The 20,023-nt window shown below is 63.3% G+C and carries 20 protein-coding genes; 10 read left to right on the plus strand and 10 right to left on the minus strand.

Annotated features, from left to right (window positions below; all coding sequences use genetic code 11):
- The first annotated feature begins 6 nt into the window (after positions 1-6).
- From livH to nhaA, 7 genes are all read left to right on the plus strand, one after another.
- The gene (gene livH / locus ACNQP3_RS22750; protein ID WP_003254876.1) at positions 7-930 is read left to right on the plus strand and encodes a high-affinity branched-chain amino acid ABC transporter permease LivH; all 924 of its coding nucleotides are present in this window, start codon (positions 7-9) and stop codon (positions 928-930) included.
- Positions 927-2,183 (plus strand): high-affinity branched-chain amino acid ABC transporter permease LivM, encoded by a 1,257-nt coding sequence (locus ACNQP3_RS22755; RefSeq protein ID WP_012273839.1) that lies wholly within the window; start codon positions 927-929, stop codon positions 2,181-2,183. Before livH ends, ACNQP3_RS22755 begins: the two co-directional genes overlap by 4 nt.
- The gene (gene livG, locus ACNQP3_RS22760) at positions 2,180-2,947 is read left to right on the plus strand and encodes a high-affinity branched-chain amino acid ABC transporter ATP-binding protein LivG (RefSeq protein WP_012273840.1); all 768 of its coding nucleotides are present in this window, start codon (positions 2,180-2,182) and stop codon (positions 2,945-2,947) included. Before ACNQP3_RS22755 ends, livG begins: the two co-directional genes overlap by 4 nt.
- Positions 2,948-3,649 carry an ABC transporter ATP-binding protein gene (locus ACNQP3_RS22765; protein ID WP_003254879.1) on the plus strand — a complete coding sequence of 234 codons (702 nt, stop codon included), beginning with the start codon at positions 2,948-2,950 and terminating at the stop codon, positions 3,647-3,649.
- A gap of 106 nt (positions 3,650-3,755) precedes the next feature.
- Complete coding sequence (locus tag ACNQP3_RS22770) at positions 3,756-4,430, plus strand: COG3650 family protein (protein WP_012273841.1); 675 nt, start codon at positions 3,756-3,758, stop codon at positions 4,428-4,430.
- Positions 4,431-4,533: 103 nt separating this feature from the next.
- Positions 4,534-6,141: an NAD(P)/FAD-dependent oxidoreductase gene (locus tag ACNQP3_RS22775; protein ID WP_060493570.1), complete on the plus strand. Its 1,608-nt coding sequence runs from the start codon at positions 4,534-4,536 to the stop codon at positions 6,139-6,141.
- A 296-nt stretch (positions 6,142-6,437) separates the two neighbouring features.
- A complete protein-coding gene (nhaA, locus tag ACNQP3_RS22780; protein WP_012273843.1) occupies positions 6,438-7,613 on the plus strand; it encodes a Na+/H+ antiporter NhaA in 1,176 nt (391 codons plus the stop codon).
- Between the two features lie 69 nt (positions 7,614-7,682).
- On the opposite strand, the gene ACNQP3_RS22785 is transcribed toward nhaA, so the two are convergent.
- Positions 7,683-8,147 (minus strand): glycine zipper 2TM domain-containing protein, encoded by a 465-nt coding sequence (locus tag ACNQP3_RS22785; protein WP_009684613.1) that lies wholly within the window; start codon positions 8,145-8,147, stop codon positions 7,683-7,685.
- Between the two features lie 147 nt (positions 8,148-8,294).
- Between ACNQP3_RS22785 and ACNQP3_RS22790 the strand changes: the two genes are divergently transcribed.
- A complete protein-coding gene (locus tag ACNQP3_RS22790; protein WP_264316488.1) occupies positions 8,295-8,528 on the plus strand; it encodes a hypothetical protein in 234 nt (77 codons plus the stop codon).
- A gap of 114 nt (positions 8,529-8,642) precedes the next feature.
- On the opposite strand, the gene pdxH is transcribed toward ACNQP3_RS22790, so the two are convergent.
- From pdxH to dinG, 5 genes are all read right to left on the minus strand, one after another.
- Entirely contained in the window at positions 8,643-9,290 is a 648-nt protein-coding gene (gene pdxH / locus ACNQP3_RS22795) for a pyridoxamine 5'-phosphate oxidase (RefSeq protein WP_012273845.1), read from the minus strand.
- 18 nt (positions 9,291-9,308) lie between these two features.
- Positions 9,309-10,286 carry an OmpA family protein gene (locus ACNQP3_RS22800; protein WP_012273846.1) on the minus strand — a complete coding sequence of 326 codons (978 nt, stop codon included), beginning with the start codon at positions 10,284-10,286 and terminating at the stop codon, positions 9,309-9,311.
- A 99-nt stretch (positions 10,287-10,385) separates the two neighbouring features.
- Positions 10,386-11,531 (minus strand): EstA family serine hydrolase, encoded by a 1,146-nt coding sequence (locus ACNQP3_RS22805; protein ID WP_012273847.1) that lies wholly within the window; start codon positions 11,529-11,531, stop codon positions 10,386-10,388.
- A 109-nt stretch (positions 11,532-11,640) separates the two neighbouring features.
- On the minus strand, positions 11,641-13,875 hold the full coding sequence (locus tag ACNQP3_RS22810; protein ID WP_012273848.1) for a beta-galactosidase: 2,235 nt from the start codon (positions 13,873-13,875) through the stop codon (positions 11,641-11,643).
- 79 nt (positions 13,876-13,954) lie between these two features.
- Entirely contained in the window at positions 13,955-16,099 is a 2,145-nt protein-coding gene (dinG, locus tag ACNQP3_RS22815) for an ATP-dependent DNA helicase DinG (RefSeq protein ID WP_012273849.1), read from the minus strand.
- A gap of 98 nt (positions 16,100-16,197) precedes the next feature.
- On the opposite strand from dinG, the gene ACNQP3_RS22820 reads away from it, so the two are divergent.
- Positions 16,198-16,662 (plus strand): CopD family protein, encoded by a 465-nt coding sequence (locus tag ACNQP3_RS22820; protein WP_264316489.1) that lies wholly within the window; start codon positions 16,198-16,200, stop codon positions 16,660-16,662.
- 71 nt (positions 16,663-16,733) lie between these two features.
- Here ACNQP3_RS22820 and ACNQP3_RS22825 read toward each other — a convergent pair whose 3' ends face one another.
- The 4 genes from ACNQP3_RS22825 to ACNQP3_RS22840 form a co-directional block, all read right to left on the minus strand.
- Complete coding sequence (locus ACNQP3_RS22825) at positions 16,734-17,492, minus strand: hypothetical protein (RefSeq protein ID WP_060493574.1); 759 nt, start codon at positions 17,490-17,492, stop codon at positions 16,734-16,736.
- The gene (locus tag ACNQP3_RS22830; protein WP_012273852.1) at positions 17,485-17,760 is read right to left on the minus strand and encodes a DUF1145 domain-containing protein; all 276 of its coding nucleotides are present in this window, start codon (positions 17,758-17,760) and stop codon (positions 17,485-17,487) included. The genes ACNQP3_RS22825 and ACNQP3_RS22830 overlap by 8 nt, the downstream gene beginning before the upstream one ends.
- A gap of 98 nt (positions 17,761-17,858) precedes the next feature.
- Positions 17,859-18,578 carry an OmpA family protein gene (locus tag ACNQP3_RS22835; protein ID WP_060493575.1) on the minus strand — a complete coding sequence of 240 codons (720 nt, stop codon included), beginning with the start codon at positions 18,576-18,578 and terminating at the stop codon, positions 17,859-17,861.
- Between the two features lie 89 nt (positions 18,579-18,667).
- Positions 18,668-19,360 (minus strand): OmpA family protein, encoded by a 693-nt coding sequence (locus tag ACNQP3_RS22840; protein WP_060493576.1) that lies wholly within the window; start codon positions 19,358-19,360, stop codon positions 18,668-18,670.
- 159 nt (positions 19,361-19,519) lie between these two features.
- On the opposite strand from ACNQP3_RS22840, the gene ACNQP3_RS22845 reads away from it, so the two are divergent.
- On the plus strand, positions 19,520-20,014 hold the full coding sequence (locus ACNQP3_RS22845; RefSeq protein WP_063422180.1) for a DUF6231 family protein: 495 nt from the start codon (positions 19,520-19,522) through the stop codon (positions 20,012-20,014).
- Positions 20,015-20,023 lie beyond the last annotated feature (9 nt).

A 20,023-nucleotide genomic window follows, 5' to 3' on the forward strand; every position in this document is an offset into this window, starting at 1 on the left:
GCTGTAATGCCTGAGATCTACCATTTCTTCCAACAACTGGTTAATGGATTGACCATCGGCAGCACCTATGCCTTGATCGCCATCGGCTACACGATGGTGTACGGCATCATTGGCATGATCAACTTCGCCCATGGCGAGGTGTACATGATCGGTTCCTACGTGGCCTTCATCGCCCTGGCGGGCCTGGCCATGATGGGCATCCATTCGCTGCCGATCCTGATGACCGTCGCCTTTGTCGCGACGATCTTCGTCACCAGTGCCTATGGCTACAGTATCGAACGGGTTGCCTATCGCCCTCTGCGCAACAGCAACCGGTTGATTCCGCTGATTTCCGCCATCGGCATGTCGATCTTCCTGCAGAACACCGTCTTGCTGTCGCAAGACTCCAAGGACAAATCCATCCCCAACCTGATCCCCGGCAGCTTCTCCTTCGGGCCAGGCGGTGCTGAAGAAGTACTGATCAGCTACATGCAAGTCCTGGTGTTCGTGGTCACCCTGGTGGCCATGACCCTGCTCACCCTGTTCATCTCCCGCTCCCGCCTGGGCCGCGCCTGCCGCGCCTGCGCCGAAGACATCAAGATGGCCAACCTGCTGGGCATCAACACCAACAACATCATCGCCCTCACCTTCGTCATCGGTGCCGCCCTGGCAGCCGTGGCAGCCGTGCTGCTGAGCATGCAGTACGGGGTGATCAACCCCAACGCCGGTTTCCTGGTGGGCCTGAAGGCCTTCACTGCGGCGGTGCTGGGTGGCATCGGCAGCATTCCGGGCGCCATGCTCGGCGGGCTGGTGCTGGGTGTAGCGGAAGCCTTTGGCGCCGACATCTTCGGCGACCAGTACAAGGACGTGGTGGCATTCGGCTTGTTGGTTCTTGTCTTGCTGTTCCGGCCGACCGGCATTCTGGGCCGCCCGGAGGTTGAAAAAGTATGAACAAAAATCTCAAACAGGCGTTCTTCAGCGCCTTGCTGGTATGGGCCGTGGCCTTCCCGGTACTGGGCCTGAAACTGAGCATCGACGGCATCAGCCTGGCCGTGCACAGCCAGGGCTCGTTCACCATCAGCATCATCGCCGTGTGTTCGGTGCTGATGTTCCTGCGTGTGCTGTTCGACAAGCAGTGGAGCTCGGTGATGGGCCGCCGTTCGGATCGCAAGCTGATCCCGCCGGCCGTCAGCAACTACCTGACCCTGCCCAAGACCCAGCGCTATGTGATCATCGGGTTGATCGTGGCGGCACTGGTGTGGCCGTTCTTCGGCTCGCGCGGTGCGGTCGACATTGCCACGCTGATCCTGATCTACGTGTTGCTGGGCCTTGGCCTGAACATCGTGGTCGGCCTGGCGGGCCTGCTCGACCTTGGCTATGTCGGCTTCTACGCCGTCGGCGCCTACAGCTACGCCATGCTCTCGCACTACCTGGGCTGGAGCTTCTGGGTGTGCCTGCCGATTGCCGGCCTGATGGCCGCCACCTTCGGCTTCCTGCTCGGCTTCCCGGTACTGCGCCTGCGGGGTGACTACCTGGCGATCGTGACCCTCGGCTTCGGCGAGATCATCCGCCTGTTCCTGCGTAACCTCACCGACTGGACCGGCGGCCCCAACGGCATCAGCAACATCCCCAAGCCGGAGTTCTTCGGCCTGACCTTCGAACGCCGCGCCGCCGAGGGCATGCAGACCTTCCACGAGTTCTTCGGCCTGGAATACAACTCGATCAACAAGGTCATCTTCCTCTACCTGGTGGCCCTGCTGCTGGCGCTGCTGGCGCTGTTCGTCATCAACCGCCTGCTGCGCATGCCGATCGGCCGCGCCTGGGAAGCCCTGCGCGAAGACGAGATCGCCTGCCGCGCACTGGGCCTCAACCCGACCGTGATCAAACTCTCGGCGTTCACCCTGGGTGCCTGCTTCGCCGGTTTCGCCGGTAGCTTCTTCGCCGCGCGCCAAGGCCTGGTGACGCCGGAGTCGTTCACCTTCATCGAGTCGGCGATCATCCTCGCCATCGTCGTGCTTGGCGGCATGGGCTCACAACTGGGCGTGATTCTCGCGGCCATCGTGATGATCCTGCTGCCCGAGCTGATGCGTGAGTTCAGCGAATACCGGATGCTGATGTTCGGTGCGCTGATGGTGTTGATGATGATCTGGCGTCCGCAAGGCCTGCTGCCTATGCAACGTCCACACATGGAGCTGCGTCGATGAGCCGCGAAATTCTGCAAGTCAGCGGCCTGAGCATGCGCTTCGGCGGCTTGTTGGCGGTCAACGGCGTGGGCCTGACCGTCAAGGAAAAACAGGTGGTGGCGTTGATCGGCCCCAACGGCGCCGGCAAGACCACCGTGTTCAACTGCCTGACCGGTTTCTACAAGCCCAGCGGCGGCACCATCCTGCTCGATGGCCAGCCGATCCAGGGCCTGGCCGGCCACCAGATCGCCCGCAAGGGTGTGGTGCGGACCTTCCAGAACGTGCGCCTGTTCAAGGAAATGACCGCGCTGGAAAACCTGCTGATCGCCCAGCACCGCCACCTCAACACCAACTTTTTCGCTGGCTTGTTCAAGACCCCGGGCTTCCGCCGCAGCGAAAAGGAGGCCATGGAACGCGCGCAGTACTGGCTGGAAAAGGTCAACCTGACCGAGTTCGCCAACCGTACCGCCGGCACCCTCGCCTACGGCCAGCAGCGCCGCCTGGAAATCGCCCGCTGCATGATGACCCAGCCACGCATCATCATGCTCGACGAACCGGCCGCGGGCCTGAACCCGAAGGAAACCGAAGACCTCAAGGCATTGATCGCCTACCTGCGCGAGTCGCACAACGTCACCGTGCTGCTGATCGAGCACGACATGAAGCTGGTGATGAGCATCTCCGACCATATCGTGGTGATCAATCAGGGCACCCCTCTGGCCCACGGCACACCGGAAGAGATCCGCGACAACCCTGATGTGATCAAAGCCTACCTGGGGGAAGCGTAAATGCTGAAGTTCGAAAACGTTTCCACCTTCTACGGCAAGATCCAGGCGCTGCACAGCGTCAACGTGGAAATCAACCAGGGCGAGATCGTCACCCTGATCGGCGCCAACGGCGCCGGTAAGTCGACGTTGCTGATGACCCTGTGCGGCTCGCCGCAGGCGCACAGTGGCAGCATCAAGTACCTGGGTGAAGAACTGGTCGGCCAGCCGTCCTCGCACATCATGCGCAAGAGCATCGCCGTAGTGCCGGAAGGCCGCCGCGTGTTCGCCCGCCTGACCGTAGAGGAAAACCTGGCGATGGGTGGTTTCTTCACCGACAAAGGCGATTATCAGGAGCAACTGGACAAGGTGCTGCAGCTGTTCCCGCGCCTGAAGGAACGTTACATCCAGCGTGGCGGCACCATGTCCGGTGGCGAGCAGCAAATGCTCGCCATTGGCCGGGCGCTGATGAGCAAGCCCAAGCTGCTGCTGCTCGACGAACCTTCGCTGGGCCTGGCACCGATCATCATCCAGCAGATCTTCGACATCATCGAACAGCTGCGCCGCGATGGCGTGACGGTGTTCCTGGTGGAGCAAAACGCCAACCAGGCGCTGAAAATCGCCGACCGGGCGTATGTGCTGGAGAACGGCCGGGTGGTGATGCAAGGGACAGGCGAAGCGCTGTTGACTGACCCGAAGGTGCGCGACGCGTACCTTGGGGGTTGATCGGGAAAGGGCCTTCGGGCCCTTTTTCATGCCTGCTGACTTGTGATCCCAGCACACCCTGCGTAACGTGGCCAGCTCTTTGGCAAAGATCCCCGGAGCCCGCCCCATGCGCCTCACCCCCACCCTGCTGCTCACCGCCCTGCTGCCCCTGTTCGCCGGCTGCCAGCTCATGGCCAACGCCCCAAGCGACCCGAACATCGGCACCACGCGCATGCAGGGCGAACTACGTGCCGCCAACGGCCAGTTGCTGTTCAAGCCATGCAGCGAAAACCGCACGTTCGTGATCAATGATGTCGGCGCCACTGGCATCCTGCAGGAGGCCGCCAACCTTGCCAAGGACGCCAATGACAAGCTGTTCGCCGACGTCCGTGGTCGCCTGACCGGCAGCAAGCAGGCCAACAACGACGGCCAGCTGGAAGTGCGTCGCCTGTACCGCCTGGAACCCTCCGCCCGTGCCTGCGAAGACCCCAACTTCAAGCAGCTAACCCTGCGCGCCGACGGCCAGGAGCCGTTCTGGGCGGTGAAAGCTAGCGGCAAGGGGATGATCATAGAGCGCCCCGGCAAAGACCCGCTGCCCCTGCCGTTCCTTGAAGAAGAAGTGCCCGGCGGCGGCCTGACCCTGAGCAGCGAAGCCAACGGTCAGCACGTGGAACTGTGGGTCGCCCCGCAACGCTGCGTCGACAGCATGAGCGGCGCCGTGCGCCACCTGCGCGCCGAACTGCACATCGACGGCAAGACCTTGCAAGGCTGCGGCTACTACGGTGGCGCACGCGACAACTGATCGCCGGGCACTTTTATCCTGCCAGTCAGGGCGGCGAACAGCTTATACTTGGCGGTTTGTGTAAAGCCGCCGGCCGCCCATGGCCGGGATACTGGACCCTGCCATGCTACGAATCACCGAACTGAAGCTGCCCCTGGACCATCCTGACGAAGCGCTGCGTGAAGCCATCGTCCAGCGCCTGGGCATCCGCGACGAGCAATTGCTCAGCTTCAACCTGTTCAAGCGCAGCTACGATGCGCGCAAGAAGAACAGCGAACTGCTGTTCATCTACACCATCGATCTGGAAGCCAGCAACGAAGCCGAACTGCTCAGCAAGTTCGCCGACGATCGCAACATCAGCGTGGCACCAGACGTGACCTACAAGTACGTCGGCCACGCCCCGGCCGACATGCAGGAGCGCCCGATCGTGGTCGGTTTCGGCCCGTGCGGCATCTTTGCCGGCCTGCTGCTGGCACAGATGGGGTTCAAGCCGATCATCCTCGAACGCGGCAAGGAAGTGCGCCAGCGCACCAAGGACACCTGGGGCCTGTGGCGCAAGAGCGTGCTCAACCCAGAGTCCAACGTGCAGTTCGGCGAAGGCGGCGCCGGCACCTTCTCCGACGGCAAGCTGTACAGCCAGATCAAGGACCCGCAGCACCACGGCCGCAAGGTACTGGAAGAGTTCGTCAAGGCCGGTGCCCCGGACGAAATCCTGTACATCAACAAGCCGCACATCGGCACCTTCCGCCTCACCGGCATGGTCGAGCAGATGCGCCAGGACATGATTGCCCTGGGTGCCGAAGTGCGCTTCCAGGAGAAGGTCACCGACCTGCTGGTCGAAGATGGCCAGTTGACTGGCGTGGTACTGGAGAGTGGCGAGCAGCTGCACTCGCGCCATGTGGTCCTGGCCCTTGGCCACAGCGCCCGCGACACCTTCCGTATGCTGCACGCCAAAGGCGTGTACATGGAAGCCAAGCCATTCTCGGTCGGCTTCCGCATCGAGCACCCGCAAACGCTGATCGACAAGGCGCGCCTGGGCAAGTACGCCGGCCACCCCAAACTCGGTGCCGCCGACTACAAGCTGGTGTACCACGCCAAGAACGGCCGCTCCGTATACAGCTTCTGCATGTGCCCAGGCGGCACCGTGGTCGCGGCTACCAGCGAGCCAGGCCGAGTCGTTACCAACGGCATGAGCCAGTACTCGCGTAACGAGCGCAACGCCAACTCCGGCATCGTCGTCGGTATCGACCCCGAGCGCGACTACCCGGGTGGCCCGCTGGCCGGTATCGAGCTGCAGGAACGCCTGGAGGCCCATGCCTACGTGATGGGTGGCAGCAACTACCAGGCCCCGGCGCAGTTGGTGGGTGACTTTGTCGCCGGCCGGCCATCGACCGCACTGGGCAGTGTCGAGCCGTCCTACAAGCCGGGCGTGACCTTGGGTGATCTGGCGCCGAGCCTGCCGGACTTCGCCATCGAGGCGATCCGTGAGGCACTGCCGGCATTCGACCGCCAAATCAAAGGCTACAACCTGCATGACGCGGTGTTGACCGGGATCGAAACGCGTACCTCGTCGCCCCTGCGCATTACCCGGGGTGAGGATTACCAGAGCCTGAACCTCAAGGGGCTGTTCCCGGCGGGTGAAGGCGCCGGCTACGCGGGCGGGATTCTGTCCGCGGGTGTGGATGGCATCCGCATTGCCGAGGCGGTAGCACGGGATATGCTCGGCCTCTGATTGCTTGAGGCCGTCCAAGGCCTCTTCGCGGGTAAGCCAACTCCCACAGGGGTAGCGATGTCACTGTGGCAACGGGCTTGCCCGCGAGAGGGCGCTGGCAGACTTCAGAATAACCCGGCCCCAAGACCAGCCCTCCCCTCACCCCCTCCTCCTCCATCTGCATCTAGGCTTCACTAAGCCAAGGCAGCAACACCATATAACAAAAACGAATATAGTTTTTGTTTTAAAGAATATCGCCACAGGCTAGGGTGTACGCCCGTACCATTCGTAAACTGCTCATGGAGAGCCTATAGCCCGTGCGTAGCCTGTTCACCCGTTTTTTCCAGCTTGAAGCCGCCAGCGGCCTGCTGCTGATCGCCGCCGCCGTTCTGGCCCTGATCATCAACAACTCGCCACTGTCCTACCTGTACAGCGGGCTGCTCGACGTGCCCGTCGCCGTCCAGATCGGCGCGCTAAACATCGCCAAGCCATTGCTGCTATGGATCAACGATGGCCTGATGGCCCTGTTCTTCCTGCTGATCGGCCTGGAGGTCAAGCGCGAGGTGGTCGACGGCCACCTGTCCAAGCCATCCCAGGTCATCCTGCCTGCCACTGCTGCCGTTGGCGGCATGGTGGTGCCGGCACTGATCTACTGGTTCATCAACCGTGACAACCCGGCGGCCGTGGCCGGCTGGGCGATCCCAACTGCCACCGACATCGCCTTTGCCCTCGGCGTGCTGGCGCTGCTGGGCAAGCGCGTGCCGGTGTCACTGAAGCTGTTCCTGATGACCCTGGCGATAATCGACGACCTGGGTGCGATCATTGTCATCGCCCTGTTCTACTCCGGTACCCTGTCGAGCGTATCGCTGCTGCTGGCGGCGGCCTGCCTGGTGGTGCTGATAGCGATGAACCGGCTTGGCGTGGTCAAGCTTGGGCCATACATGGTCATTGGCCTGATCCTCTGGGTATGCGTGCTCAAGAGTGGCGTGCATGCCACCCTGGCCGGTGTCGCCCTGGCCTTGTGCATCCCACTGCGCACGCGCAACGCCGAAACGTCACCGCTGCTGGCCCTGGAACATGCCCTGCACCCTTGGGTGGCCTATGCCATCCTGCCACTGTTCGCCTTCGCCAACGCCGGCGTCTCGCTAGCTGGCATGACCGTAGAAAGCTTCACCCACCCCGTGCCGATGGGCATCGCCGTCGGCCTGTTGCTGGGCAAAACCGTAGGTGTTTTCGGCCTGACATGGCTGGCGGTGAAGCTGCGCCTCGCCGCGCTACCTGCTGGTGCTGGCTGGGGGCAAATACTGGGGGTGGCGATACTCTGCGGCATTGGCTTCACCATGAGCCTGTTCGTTGGCTCGCTCGCCTTCTCCCCAGGCAGTAGCGAATACGCCGGTATGGACCGCATGGGGATTCTTACCGGCTCGTTCTTCGCCGCAGTGATCGGCTACGCCGTCACTGCCATGGCCAGCCGCAAGCCCCGTGTTGGTTGATTTGGCTGAGGCATGAAAAAACCCCGACTGGCAGCAGCCAGGTCGGGGTTTTGTTTTACTGCGCTACGGTCAGTGCGAAACGCGGCTGGTACCGTCAACGGTCATGATGCGCACGCGGTCACCCACGCGGAAGATTTCGTTCTCCTGCACGGCCTGCACATAGGCGCGCATGCTGCCGTCGTCTTCACGTACGGTAATTTCGACACCTTGGGTACGAGTCAGGCCTTCTTCGGCAGCGGAGCCTGCCAGGCCACCGGCAACAGCACCGATCACCGCAGCGACGATGCTGCCACGGCCACCGCCAACGGCGCTGCCGGCAACGCCACCCACGATGGCACCAGCACCACCGCCGATCGGGGTCTTGGTACCCTCGATCTTGACTGGGCGCAGGGACTCGATGGTGCCCATACGCACGGTTTGCACGCGGCGGGCCTCGTCACGGGAGTAGCTGTCACCGGTCAGGCTCGAGGCACAGCCTCCCAGCAGCAGCGACATGGTGGTAAAGGTCGCCACCAGCAAAGCGGATTTACGCATGGGTAAAGTCTCCATAAGTCAGGTGCTCATTAGACGCTGCACATTGACGGCTGTCACGGTACAAACGTAATAAAATTGTTTTCATTCAGCCGGGGTACAGCCTGCCGGGCTGTGTCGAAGGCCTTTCAAGTGAGACCAAGGATAGCCATGGATTACTTCATCGTCGTGGTCGCCACCGTTGCGGGGCTGTATTTCCACGGGTGGCTGTATGTGCGCATGCGCCGCTGGATGGACCGCGACCTGGCGTTGTCGCTGGCGGGTGCCGATCCTGATAAGCGCGCGTTCATGCTGGAAAGGTTGAAACAGGCGCGACAGGAGAAGGTGGGACGCAAGCAACTGGCAGGGTGGTTGGAGCGGGAAGCGGCGGAGTATCCGGGGTAGCCTGATCGATCGTCGTGGCCGCTTTGCGGCCCTATCGCGACACAAGGCCGCTTCCACAGGTACAGCGCGATCGCCTCTGTGGGAGCGGCCTTGTGTCGCAGCAGCCCCGGGACCTCAGGGCGCCAGCCGCTCCCGCTGCCATTGCCCATTCACGAACCGGTAATTCAACCGGTCATGCAAGCGGCTCGCCCGCCCCTGCCAGAACTCGATGCGCTCAGGCAACAAACGGTAGCCCCCCCAATGCTCAGGGCAGTGCGGCTGGGTGTCGGAAAAGCGCGCTTCGGTAGCCTTGACCAGGCCCTCGAGCTCTTCACGCCCGGCAATCACCCGGCTCTGCGGCGAGGCCCAGGCCCCCAGGCGGCTGCCCAGCGGGCGCACCTGATAGTAGGCATCCGACTCCTGCGCCGAGACCTTCTCCACCCGCCCTTCGATGCGCACCTGGCGCTCCAGCGCCGGCCAGAAGAAGGTCATGGCTGCAAAAGGGTTGGCCTGCAATTGCTGGCCCTTGGCGCTTTCGTAATTGGTGAAGAAAGTGAAGCCCTGCTCGTCGAGCCCCTTCAGCAACAATACACGGCAATGCGGGCGGCCTTCGCCGTCCACGGTGGCCAGGGTCATGGCGTTGGCTTCCACCGGCGCCTGCTCGGTTTTCACCGCATCGGCGAACCACTGGTGGAACAGGACGAACGGCTCCCCCGGCGCCTGGGCTTCAGCCAGGCCATCACGGGTGTAGTCGCGGCGCATATCGGCCAGGGATTGGGTCATTGCTGCGTTCCTTGACGATCAGTTGGTCTTCGCAGGGCTATTGGCAGCTACTTTTTTATCGGCGGTAGCTTTCTTGGCAACAGGCTTGGCCGGCGCCGCTTTCTTCTTGGCTGTTGCCTTCACAGGTGCTTTGGCCTTGGCCACGGGCTTCTTCGCCGCAGGCTTGGCAGCCGGCTTGTTGTCGGTGGCCTTGGCAGCAGGTGCCTTGGCATCCTGTACCGCCACCATCGAGGTCGGCGCAGGTGCCGGTGCAGCCTGCTGATACTTGGCCAACAGTGCGACCATGGTGTTTTGTGGGGTCAGCAGCATTTCCACGCGGCGGTTCAGGGAGCGGCCCTCGGCGCTGTCATTGGCCGCACGCGGCATCACCGAGCCCATGCCCTTGAGGGTCAGGCGGTCACGCTGCAGGCCGCTGAGGCGGAAGATGGCCGATACCGAAGCGGCGCGCTCCAGGCTGAGTTTCTGGTTGGCAGCGGCAGCACCGCTGCTGTCGGCATGGCCCAGTACCAGCACGGCAGTCTTGGGGTCACCTTCGACGGTCTTGGCCACGCGGGTGATCGGGCCGAGGGTCATGGGCAACAGCATGTTCGGGCGGTCAGGGTTGTACGAGCTGTCAACCGGCAAGGTTACCGCCAGCACATTGTCGCGGCGCTCAAGCTCCAGCTTGCTGTCCTTGATCGCTTCGCGCAGCTTAGGCTCGTATTCGTCCAGCCAGGCCTGGGTGGCCTTCTGGTCAATTTTCGGCACCACGGGGCCCTTGGCCTGCTTGTCATCGCCACCAAACGGCCACCACCAACGGCTGGCGCTCTCCGATTTGGCGTCAGCCTTGGCCACGTTTTCAGTGACGGCTGCCTTCACTTCCTGCTCGGCGACCTTGTCCGAACCGAAAGGCCACCAGTTGGAGCCACCTTCCTTGGAGCCGTCCGGGGAGTGGCTGGCGCAGCCGGTAACGGCGGTCAGGCACAGGGCGAGTGCTAAGGTTTTATGTGAAGACATCAGCGATACACCATGAAATAGAAAGATATTTTGCCTAGGCACTTCAGGCGTTGGCATTGAGGATAGTCAAAGGGGGTGGGCAATACCCGCATTACCCGATCAAAGGCAACTGGCAAGGACGCGTACCAACTTTTGCGCGCGTGGGTCCATCAGCACATAAGGGCCGAGGGTATTGACCACGAAACCGAAGGCCACATCGTGCTCCGGGTCGGCAAAACCGACCGAACCACCGGCACCGGGGTGGCCGAAGGCGCGGGCGCCGAGGCCAAAGGTGGCGTTGGCCACCTCGGGCTGGTCGAGCATGCAGCCCAGGCCAAAGCGGGTTTGGGTGAGCAAGGTACGGTCCTGACCCAGGCTGTGTTCACGGGTCAGTTCATCGAGCAGTTCAGATTCGAGCAGGCTGCCGTCAAGAAGCCCGGCATAGAAGCCCGCCAGGCTGCGTGCGTTGCCATGGCCATTGGCCGCTGGCTGTTGCATACGACGCCATTCAGGCTTGTTGGTACTGGTCAGGATCGCCGGCGGGTTGGTGAATGCACGGGTCGACAACGCCTCTGGCTCACGCATGGTTACCTGTAGCAAGCGCTGCGCTGCGGCATCCCCCGGGTTGCCTTTGCCACGGGCGATATGCGCCACGCGGTGGAACTCTTCGTCTGCCAGGCCAACGTGGAAATCCAACCCCAACGGGCGGGCGGTGCGGGCCACGATCGAGTCGCCAGGGCCACGGCCATCGGCGCGGCGAATCAGCTCGCCGATCAGCCAGCCGTAGGTGATGGCGGCATAGCCGTGTTCGGTGCCGGGTGTCCACCAAGGTGTCTCGGCCGCCAGGGCATCGACCATGGTCTGCCAGTCGTACAATGCCTCGGCCGGCAGCAGCTCGCGAATCGCCGGCAAGCCGGCACGGTGGCTGAGCAGTTGGCGCAAAGTGACCGACTGCTTACCGGCCTGGGCGAACTCGGGCCAGTAGTTGGTCACCGGGGCATCGAGGGCCAGCTTACCCTCGCCGACCAGTTGCAGGGCGGTGACGGCGGTGAACGTCTTGGTGCAGGAGAACAGGTTGGCGATGGTATCGCTGTGCCAAGCCTGCTGGCCGTCTTTGTCGGCACTGCCGGCCCACAGGTCAATAACGGTTTCGCCCCCCACCTGGATGCACAGTGCGGCACCACGCTCCTGGGGATCATCGAACAACGCGGCAAAGGCTTCGCGCACGGCTTCGAACTTCAGCTCATAGTGACCCTGGATCTGCACCCGCTGTACTCCGTACGACCATGTCCAAAAAAGGTGTGCATTGTTTCAGTAGTTGGGTGTTTTGCAAACTGGCTTGGGCCAAATGGTCGCGAAGAACGGTAACTGGCGCTCAGGGCGCCGGTTTCTCCAGCAGCGCTCGCAATTGGCCCATGGCCTGCAGGTTGCTTTTGCGCACGGCGTCAACAAACCCTGGGTACGGCACATCGGTGATGGCCACCAGTCCAAGGTGACCGTTCTCGCCGTCAAGCAGGCGACCGCTGGCCGGCTGATCGAGGTACTGGAACCAGTGGGCGCCAACGATCATCGGTTGCGCCAGGGCGGCCTTGAGGAAGTTGCCGTAGGCCGGGCCGCGATCCTCTTCCCGCGCCAACTCCAGCGGCCCCGGCCAGAACGGCCCGCGATCGCGCGAGCCGAACTGGAACTCGGACACCAGCACCGGCTTGTCCAACTCGGCCAGGCGAGCGAAGTCGTAACCGTCCTGAGGCTTGAGGGTATAGAAATTGAAGCTGAGCACATCGCAGAACTCTGCACAGGCTTTGACCGCTTCTGGCGTGCTGATGGCATAGCGGCCACCCAACAGCAGGTGATTGGGCGCATGCCACTTCAACGAATCGGCAATGGTCTTGAAGTAGGTCTCGGCAAATACCTGTTGGAAATGCTGGTAATCACGTTCGATTTCCGGGTGCTCCGGGTTGGGCAACGGCGCCTCGAAGCCTGGATCTTCCATCAGTTCCCAGGCGGCCAGCTCGATGCCCCAGGCCTTGGACAGCCCTTCCTGGTTGCGATACTTGTCACGCAACTGCTTGAGGAATGCGCGCTTGGCCGGCACGTCGGTGGTCAAGCGCAAGGTGCCGTAGGCCAGGCCGTAACGGGCTTTGGGGTCGCTTCCGGGAGCAGCCCAGGCCAACTCGTTATCGGCGAAGTAACCGATCAGCCAGGGGTCGTCACGGTGATCGCGGGCGGCAATGGCCACTGCACGCTCGGTGGCCATGGCGAAACGCGGGTCAAACGGATCGGGCATGCTGCCCCACCAGTCCATGCCGGTACTGATGCTGGCGTAGTCGCCCACGATCGACAGCGGCACGGTGTATGGCAGGCGCCTGGCCTGACCAAGGGCAGGCTCGCTCCAGTTGCCGATGGTGTTGAAACCCCAGGCCTGCAGGCGGTCGAGCGCGTGCGTCTGCCAGCGGGCCGCATCCAGCGCCAGCGGTGGGCAGTTGGCGGGCTGGCCCTCCACTGCGGGCGGGCAGGGTTTGCCATAGGTACGTTGAAGGTTGGCAGCATAGAAGTCGAACCAGCGCCCCTGTTTGAAATTGCGCCCTTGCGACGAGGCATTGCCATCGTCGTTATTGCCCTCGCCATAGAAAGCGGCCAGTGCATTGCCCTCAGCGGGCAGGGCCTTGAACATGCCTTCACGCCCAGCGACATAGGTACGCCCGCCGTCTGCCGCCACGGCGTTTACCCCCAGGGAATAGAAGGGGTGCCCTTCCGGCGTTACCAGGTACCAACGGCCATCACGCTTTTCGGTGCGGAAGAAGCCTTTGGCGGCGAACGCCGGCCCGGCCAACAGGCCGCCGTAAGGGTCCAGCTGCTGTTTGCCGCGCTCTGTCAGCCAGCCCTTGAGCTGTTGCTGTTCACGGGTATCGGCTGCCTTGAGCTGTTCGTCATTGGTAACCTTCTCAGGCCAGTTACCGCGCGTGGACTGGCCATAGGTATCGATCAGCTCATGGTAGGCAGCCTTGTAAGCCTGGTCGTCATCCTGAATGCCGACTCGCTCGATCAGCAGGTTTTGCGCGACCTTGGGGTTGGGAATGCTCAGGCTCACCGAGGCCACCTGCTTGAGGTCGACTGCCCCGGCGCTGCTGGTCAGCAGCAGGCGCTGCCCGCCATAGTTCCAGGGCATCGGCGGGCCGGCACGCATGCCCTGGTTCAACGGTGAACTGGCTGTCAGCGGCACCATCACGGTTTGCGCGGGGCCGGCCGGCAGGTCGATACGGCTGGTCAAGGTGCGGCCATCGCTGCCTTGCACCGTGACATCCACGGTCAGCGCCCAATCCATGGCACTTTGCAGGCGTAAGGTCAGGAACTGCCCGGCGGACCAGTCCCACGCCCCGCCTTGCGGGCTCAGGCGCAAAGTCGGCCGCTGGGCCGGGTTGAACACCACACGCCGCAACACTTCGCCCTCGGCCGTCTGCTCCGCGTTGTACTGCGGCATGCCGGCATCCTCGGTCACCACATTGACCACCGAGGCCGGGCGCACGAAGCTGAACAGCGTCTGCTGCCCGGCCAGCAAGGGCGAGCTGAACAACAGGGCGAAAACGGCGGGCAGGGTACGGCGGACCATAAGGCTGGGGCTCTCCTTCAGGGCCGTCATGGCCCAAGACTGAGTAATGGACAACGCGCCGGAGCAAGTGCTCCGGTGCTCAGGAAATCTCCCGCCGGAACGGCGGCAGCGCATTGAGAATAGCCTTGCCGTAACGCTGGGTGACCAGACGCCGATCGAGCAAGGTGATGACGCCGCGATCCTGCTCGGTACGCAGCAGGCGGCCACAGGCCTGGATCAACTTGAGCGACGCGTCCGGCACGGCAATTTCCATGAACGGGTTGCCGCCGCGGGCCTCGATCCACTCCGACAAGGCAGCCTCCACCGGGTCGTCGGGCACGGAGAAGGGAATTTTGGCGATGACCACGTGCTCGCAGTACGCACCCGGCAGGTCGACACCTTCGGCAAAGCTGGCCAGGCCGAACAACACGCTGTGCTGGCCATCGTCGACCCGTGCCTTGTGCTTGTTCAGGGTTTCCTGCTTGGACAGGTTGCCCTGGATCAGCACCAGCTTACGCCAGTCGCGGTCCAGGCCGTCGAACACATCCTGCATCTGCTTGCGTGACGAGAACAGCACCAGCGCGCCACGGGCATCTTCGACGATGTTCGGCAGTTCGCGGATGATCGCCGCCGTGTGCGCCGCCGCATCGCGTGGGTCGGCCTGCAAGTCCGGGACCCGCAACAGGCCGGCATCGCCATGCACGAACGGGCTGGGGACCACACAGGTGACGGCATCGCGCGGCAAGCCCGAGCGCATGCGGAAGCGATCGAATTTGCCGAGCGCGGTCAACGTCGCCGACGTTACCAAGGCGCCATGGGCAACGCTCCACAGGCTGCGGCGGAGCATTTCGGCAGCAAGAATGGGGCTGGCGTTGACTTCGATGTCGAACATCGCACCGCTTTCGGCCAACGTCAGCCAACGGGCCATGGGCGGGCTGTCTTCCGGGTCTTCGGCGGTAAAGGCCGTCCACAGTTCCCAGTTGCCCTGGGCACGGGTGACCAGGCTGCCGAACAGCGGATACCATTCTTCGGCCTGGTGGCTGGCAATGCCGATGCTCACCTCACCGTCCATCCCTTCCTTGAGCAGGTCGGCCAGGCGGGTGAACAGGTCGTTGAGGCGGGCGAAGCCCTTCTTCAACTCGATGCCCACCTCGCGAATCTGTTCTGGCACCACCCCACCCTCAAAACGGTAGCGCGGGCGCTCACGGCCTTCGGTGTCCTCGCTGGGGCGGAAGTCGGCCACCTGTTCGCACAGCGTGAACATGAACTGTTGTTGGGTGCGCACTTCCCGCGCCAGCTCCGGCACCTGCTCGATGTATTTGCCCAGGTCACCGGGCAGCGGGTGCTGGGCCAGAAGCTTGGTCAGGTTCTTGGCCGTCTGCTCAAGCCAGTCGCCCGTGGAACGCAGCCGCGAATAATGGGCGAAGTGGCCGATGGCCTTGTCTGGCAGGTGGTGGCCTTCGTCGAACACGTACATGGTATCGCGCGGGTCGGGCAATACCGCACCGCCGCCCAGGGCCAGGTCGGCCAGGACCATGTCGTGGTTGGTGACGATCACGTCGACCTTGCCCATGCCTTCGCGGGCCTTGTAGAACACGCACTGCTGGAAGTTCGGGCAATGACGGCCCGTGCACTGGCTGTGGTCGGTGGTCAGGCGTGCCCAGTCCTGGTCTTCCAGGGCCTCGGGCCAACTGTCACGGTCACCGTCCCAGCGGTTGCCGGCGAGCTTCTCGATCATGCTGTTGAATAGCTTCTGGCTGCGTTCGTCGACTTCGATACGGAAGCCTTCTTCTTCGAACAACTGGGCGGTGGCCGACTGGGCATGGCCTTCCTGCAGCAGGATGTCTAGCTTGGACAGGCACAGGTAGCGGCCACGGCCCTTGGCCAGGGCAAAGCTGAAGTTGAGCCCGCTATTGCGCATCAGGTCGGGCAGGTCCTTGAAGACGATCTGCTCCTGCAGGGCCACGGTGGCAGTGGCTATCACCAGGCGCTTGCCGGCGGCCTTGGCGGCCGGAATGGCGGCCAGGCTGTAGGCCACGGTCTTGCCGGTACCGGTGCCCGCTTCCACGGCCACCACGGCAGGCTCACCGGCACGCCGGCCTTCATCGTCGCAGGCAATGTCGCCAAGCACCTTGGCCACTTCGGCGATCATCAGACGCTGGCCGTAGCGCGGCTTGAGGCTCTTGGCTTCGAGAAAACGCGAATAGGCGCCCTGAATGGTGGCTTTGAGTTCGTTGCTGATCATGGTCTGCAGGCGCCCGGAGGGCTGGATATATTTTCAGTGTTTCACACGGGGCGGCTATCATACCCCGCTATTGCCCTTTGTGCCGCATGGAGATCCGGATGCTCGCCTTTGCCCTGCCCTACACACTGCATGTTCTAGCCGCCCTGGTATGGGTCGGCGGCATGTTCTTCGCTTGGCTGGTGCTACGCCCGGCAACGGTTGCAGCCCTTGAAGGGCCTGCCCGCCTGCGCTTGTGGGTGGAAGTTTTCCGACGTTTCTTCGGCTGGGTCTGGCTGGCGGTGGCAATCTTGGCGATAAGTGGTATCGGCATGTTGCACATGCGCTTCAGCGGTTTCGAGACCACGCCTAAGTACGTGCAGGTGATGATCGGTGGCGGGATCGCCATGTTTGCCCTGTTCATGCGCATTCAGGCGTTGCTGCTGCCGGAACTGAAGGCGGCGGTGCTGGCCGAAGATTGGCCAACGGGTGCGGCGGTGCTGGGGCGGATTCGGCGGATGGTGGGTATCAACTTGCTGCTGGGCCTGGCCGTGGTGGCTGTGGCCAGTTCGCGCCTGATGATCTGACAGGTTTCACGCGGTCCCTGCAGGAGCGGCCCATCACGACACAAGGCCACTTCTACAGGGGACAGCGAGGCTCAAAGGGGCTGCAGAATCAGCTCACCCGCAGCGCCCGCCAGGCCGGGCTGGCCCGGCTGGCCCGGTCGCCCATTGGCCCCAGCATCGGTGCTGTACACCAGGCACCCTTTGCTCGCCCCACCTTTACCCGCCTTGCCTGCCGCCCCTGGCTTACCCGGTGCACCGCCATCCAGTCGCACGACAATGCGCTCTTGCGGGAAGCCCTGCGGCACGCTCAGGCGAATACGCCCACCCGGCGCACCATCATGCCCGTTGCCACCATCATCACCATTGGCACCCCGGCTGGCCTGGCCCCAGGTGCAGCCACCGGCCTGGCCGTTGGCACCATCCAGGCCCACATAGCCCGGCGCACCAGCACCGCCACGGGCATCGATCGCTACTCGCTCGGCATCCAGCTCAGCCAGTTTCAGGTCCAGGCTACGGCCTGAACGGGCTGCACGCTGGTAACTGCCCGCTGCCCCCGGTGCACTGAATTCACTGCCTTCGCCCAACCGCGCGCTGCGCGCTTCTATCAGCAACGGGTTATCGGAAGGTGCAATGGCGATACGCGCATCACGCCCCAGTTCAAGTTGGTCGACCTTCAGTTCCGCGAGCGAGGCAGGCAACAGCAGGGTCGCCGCATCAGCGACGCGCAGGTGCGTGAGGTGCACACTGGCTGACTTATCGGGCAGGCGCAACATGGAATTGGCAGCGACTTCCAGGCTTTCGGCCTGGGCAAGGGGAGCGGCCAACATGGCCAGCAACATCAGATTACGCATTACGCGGCGCCTCCTGCGCACGGGGAATGGACATGACATGGAAGATACCCGTCAGCAGGATCTGCAACCGGTCGAACCAGCGGTGGCTGCGCCCACGCAGGCTGCCATTGAAGAACAGCACTTCGAGCAGGTGCAGGCCGAACAGGAAAATACCAGCGGCATTGATCAGCAGATTGAAGGGCAAGGGTTGTGGCATCAGCTGATTGAACAACACCACACCCCAGAAAGCGACCGTCAGGACCTTGCCCAGGCCCAGGATGAACTTCATACCCCGCCCCTATCGATTGTTGTTATGTCGAGACGCCCCGATCGAGCGGGCCGTGCGCGCCACATTAACTGCAATGCCAAGGCAGGCGCCAGCACCACTCAGTTGAGGTGCAGCTCCACCCGTCGGTTGCGCGCGCGGCCCTCCTCGGTTTCGTTGTCGGTGACCGGCTCGCTTTCGCCACGGCCCTGGCTGGTGACCTTGCCCGCCTCCAGGCCCTGGCCAATCAGGTATTCGGCCACGCTGCTGGCGCGGCGTTCGGAGAGCGCCTGGTTGTAACTGTCGGAGCCCACATTGTCGGTGTGCCCGATCACACGGACCTTGGCCACGGTTGGTGAATCGAGTTTCGCCACCAGGCCTTGCAGGCGCTGCTGGGCCGCCGGCGTCAGGTCGGCGGAATCGAAGGCGAACATCACCGCGCCGTTGTCATCGAGGATGATCACCTCGGGCGAGGGTTCGGCCGCAGTGGCCGGCGGCGCGGCAGGGTACTCCTTCAACGGGCAGCCCATGTGGTCGACCGCCGTATTGGCCGGGGTATCAGGGCAATGGTCGCGGCGATCGAAAATACCGTCGCCGTCTTCGTCACCGTCCTGGGCATAGCAAATCAGCCCTCCGGCGATGGCGCCCAGGGCACCGCCACCGGCGGCCCAGGTAGAACTTTCGATGGCACCCAGGCCACCACCGACCAAGCCGCCCAGCAGGCTGCAGATGGGCCAGGTCCTTTGGTTGAGTGGCGCGCTGCCATCGCTGTGCGTGGCGCAGCCCGCAAGCAGGCTGGCAGCCACCAACAGCGGCAATGCCGCCTTCGACGTCACACTCATGCTGAATGCTCCTGTGTCATTGGCCACGAACGGCTGACCGGCATGAAGACGCGCCCGTGCCACTGCTCAAGGCACGGGCGCACGCCGCTTCACCGCTGGATCTTGATCTCGGTACGACGGTTCATGGCACGCCCTTCGGCCGTGGCATTGTCAGCTACCGGTTGGGTTTCACCGGCACCGACCACCGAAACGAAGCTGCTGCGCGGTACACCGCTCTCGACCAGGTAATCGGTCACCGAGTGGGCGCGACGCTCAGACAGTTTCTGGTTGTAGCTGTCGGAGCCGACACTGTCGGTATGGCCGCTGACGCTCAGCCGGGCAGATGGCGCTTCCTGCTTCAGGCGCGTGGCAATGGTATTGAGGCGCTCTTTGTCGCTGGAGGTCAGACGCGCAGAATCGAACTCGAAGTGCACATCGCGGATGACGATGACTTCTTCCTTCTGCACCACCACTTCCTCGACCACCGCTGCCGGCTCTGGCGGGCATCCGTTGGCATCGACCTGCACGCCACGCGGGGTGCCTGGGCACTTGTCACGGCTGTCCGGCACGCCGTCGCCATCCTCGTCGCCATCGCCATGGGCCCAGCAATAGCCCGCCGCCAGGCCACCGCCCAGCAACGCGCCCCAGCCAGCCCAGCTGGAACTCTCGATGGCGCCCAGAGCGGCGCCGCCTACACCCCCGACGGCGGCACACTTCGGCCAGTCGGTTTTTTGCAAACCTGCACAACCAGTCAACACACTGGTGAGCAGTACCAGGGGTAACGCTGTGCGTACTATGCTCATTTCATTGCTTCTCCTAGGGGGAATCGGCATAAGGCCGATCTCTGGGAGTAAAGACCGCCCATTCCATCCCTGCCAGCAATAAGCCACGACGTAGGCACATGCCTCTTTGCCCGCACGCTGCGGCCCGCTAGTCTTGGACGACTTGAACGAGGATTGGCAATGACCGACGGTTTTTCCCAACGCACCCCACAGCAGGCTTTGGCAGCCCTGCTGGAGCGCTTCACCCCACAACGCCTGCTGCTGGTGGGCACGCGCTTTCCGGCGCTGGACGCCTTCGCCCAGGCGCACCCGCAGGTGACTATCGCCACCGCAGCCCCGGGCCCGCTGCCGGCCGAACTGGCCGCCCAGCGCTTTGACCTGGCGGTACTGGTGGACTGCCTGGAACACCTGCCCAAACGCACCGGCCTGGAGCTGCTCGGCGGCATTCGCAACCTCAATGCCAGCCGGGTTGCCGTACTGGCCGACCTGGCCGCCTGCGGCTGGCAGGACACCGACTTTTTCGCCCTGGCCCTGTCAGCCAGCGAGAAATTCTGCCGTGACCAACAGGTTTTGAGCCTGTTCACCTATGATCTACATGACTACAAGCAGGTCCCGGACTGGCTCAACGCCAGGTTCTGGGCCAACCCGGAAATGTTTGGGAAGTACTGGTGGTAAACCCATGAA

Origin of the sequence: Pseudomonas sp. LFS074 (genome assembly GCF_047978165.1) — a bacterium.
Lineage (GTDB): Bacteria > Pseudomonadota > Gammaproteobacteria > Pseudomonadales > Pseudomonadaceae > Aquipseudomonas > Aquipseudomonas putida_P.

Excerpts from the sequence above, each read along its gene's own strand:
- livH (WP_003254876.1), top strand. The coding sequence starts at position 7 with ATGCCTGAGATCTACCATTTCTTCCAACAACTGGTTAATGGATTGACC.
- ACNQP3_RS22755 (WP_012273839.1), top strand. The coding sequence starts at position 927 with ATGAACAAAAATCTCAAACAGGCGTTCTTCAGCGCCTTGCTGGTATGG.
- livG (WP_012273840.1), top strand. The coding sequence starts at position 2,180 with ATGAGCCGCGAAATTCTGCAAGTCAGCGGCCTGAGCATGCGCTTCGGC.
- ACNQP3_RS22765 (WP_003254879.1), top strand. The coding sequence starts at position 2,948 with ATGCTGAAGTTCGAAAACGTTTCCACCTTCTACGGCAAGATCCAGGCG.
- ACNQP3_RS22770 (WP_012273841.1), top strand. The coding sequence starts at position 3,756 with ATGCGCCTCACCCCCACCCTGCTGCTCACCGCCCTGCTGCCCCTGTTC.
- ACNQP3_RS22775 (WP_060493570.1), top strand. The coding sequence starts at position 4,534 with ATGCTACGAATCACCGAACTGAAGCTGCCCCTGGACCATCCTGACGAA.
- ACNQP3_RS22785 (WP_009684613.1), bottom strand. The coding sequence starts at position 8,147 with ATGCGTAAATCCGCTTTGCTGGTGGCGACCTTTACCACCATGTCGCTG.
- ACNQP3_RS22790 (WP_264316488.1), top strand. The coding sequence starts at position 8,295 with ATGGATTACTTCATCGTCGTGGTCGCCACCGTTGCGGGGCTGTATTTC.
- pdxH (WP_012273845.1), bottom strand. The coding sequence starts at position 9,290 with ATGACCCAATCCCTGGCCGATATGCGCCGCGACTACACCCGTGATGGC.
- ACNQP3_RS22800 (WP_012273846.1), bottom strand. The coding sequence starts at position 10,286 with ATGTCTTCACATAAAACCTTAGCACTCGCCCTGTGCCTGACCGCCGTT.
- ACNQP3_RS22810 (WP_012273848.1), bottom strand. The coding sequence starts at position 13,875 with ATGGTCCGCCGTACCCTGCCCGCCGTTTTCGCCCTGTTGTTCAGCTCG.
- dinG (WP_012273849.1), bottom strand. The coding sequence starts at position 16,099 with ATGATCAGCAACGAACTCAAAGCCACCATTCAGGGCGCCTATTCGCGT.
- ACNQP3_RS22820 (WP_264316489.1), top strand. The coding sequence starts at position 16,198 with ATGCTCGCCTTTGCCCTGCCCTACACACTGCATGTTCTAGCCGCCCTG.
- ACNQP3_RS22825 (WP_060493574.1), bottom strand. The coding sequence starts at position 17,492 with ATGCGTAATCTGATGTTGCTGGCCATGTTGGCCGCTCCCCTTGCCCAG.
- ACNQP3_RS22830 (WP_012273852.1), bottom strand. The coding sequence starts at position 17,760 with ATGAAGTTCATCCTGGGCCTGGGCAAGGTCCTGACGGTCGCTTTCTGG.
- ACNQP3_RS22835 (WP_060493575.1), bottom strand. The coding sequence starts at position 18,578 with ATGAGTGTGACGTCGAAGGCGGCATTGCCGCTGTTGGTGGCTGCCAGC.
- ACNQP3_RS22840 (WP_060493576.1), bottom strand. The coding sequence starts at position 19,360 with ATGAGCATAGTACGCACAGCGTTACCCCTGGTACTGCTCACCAGTGTG.
- ACNQP3_RS22845 (WP_063422180.1), top strand. The coding sequence starts at position 19,520 with ATGACCGACGGTTTTTCCCAACGCACCCCACAGCAGGCTTTGGCAGCC.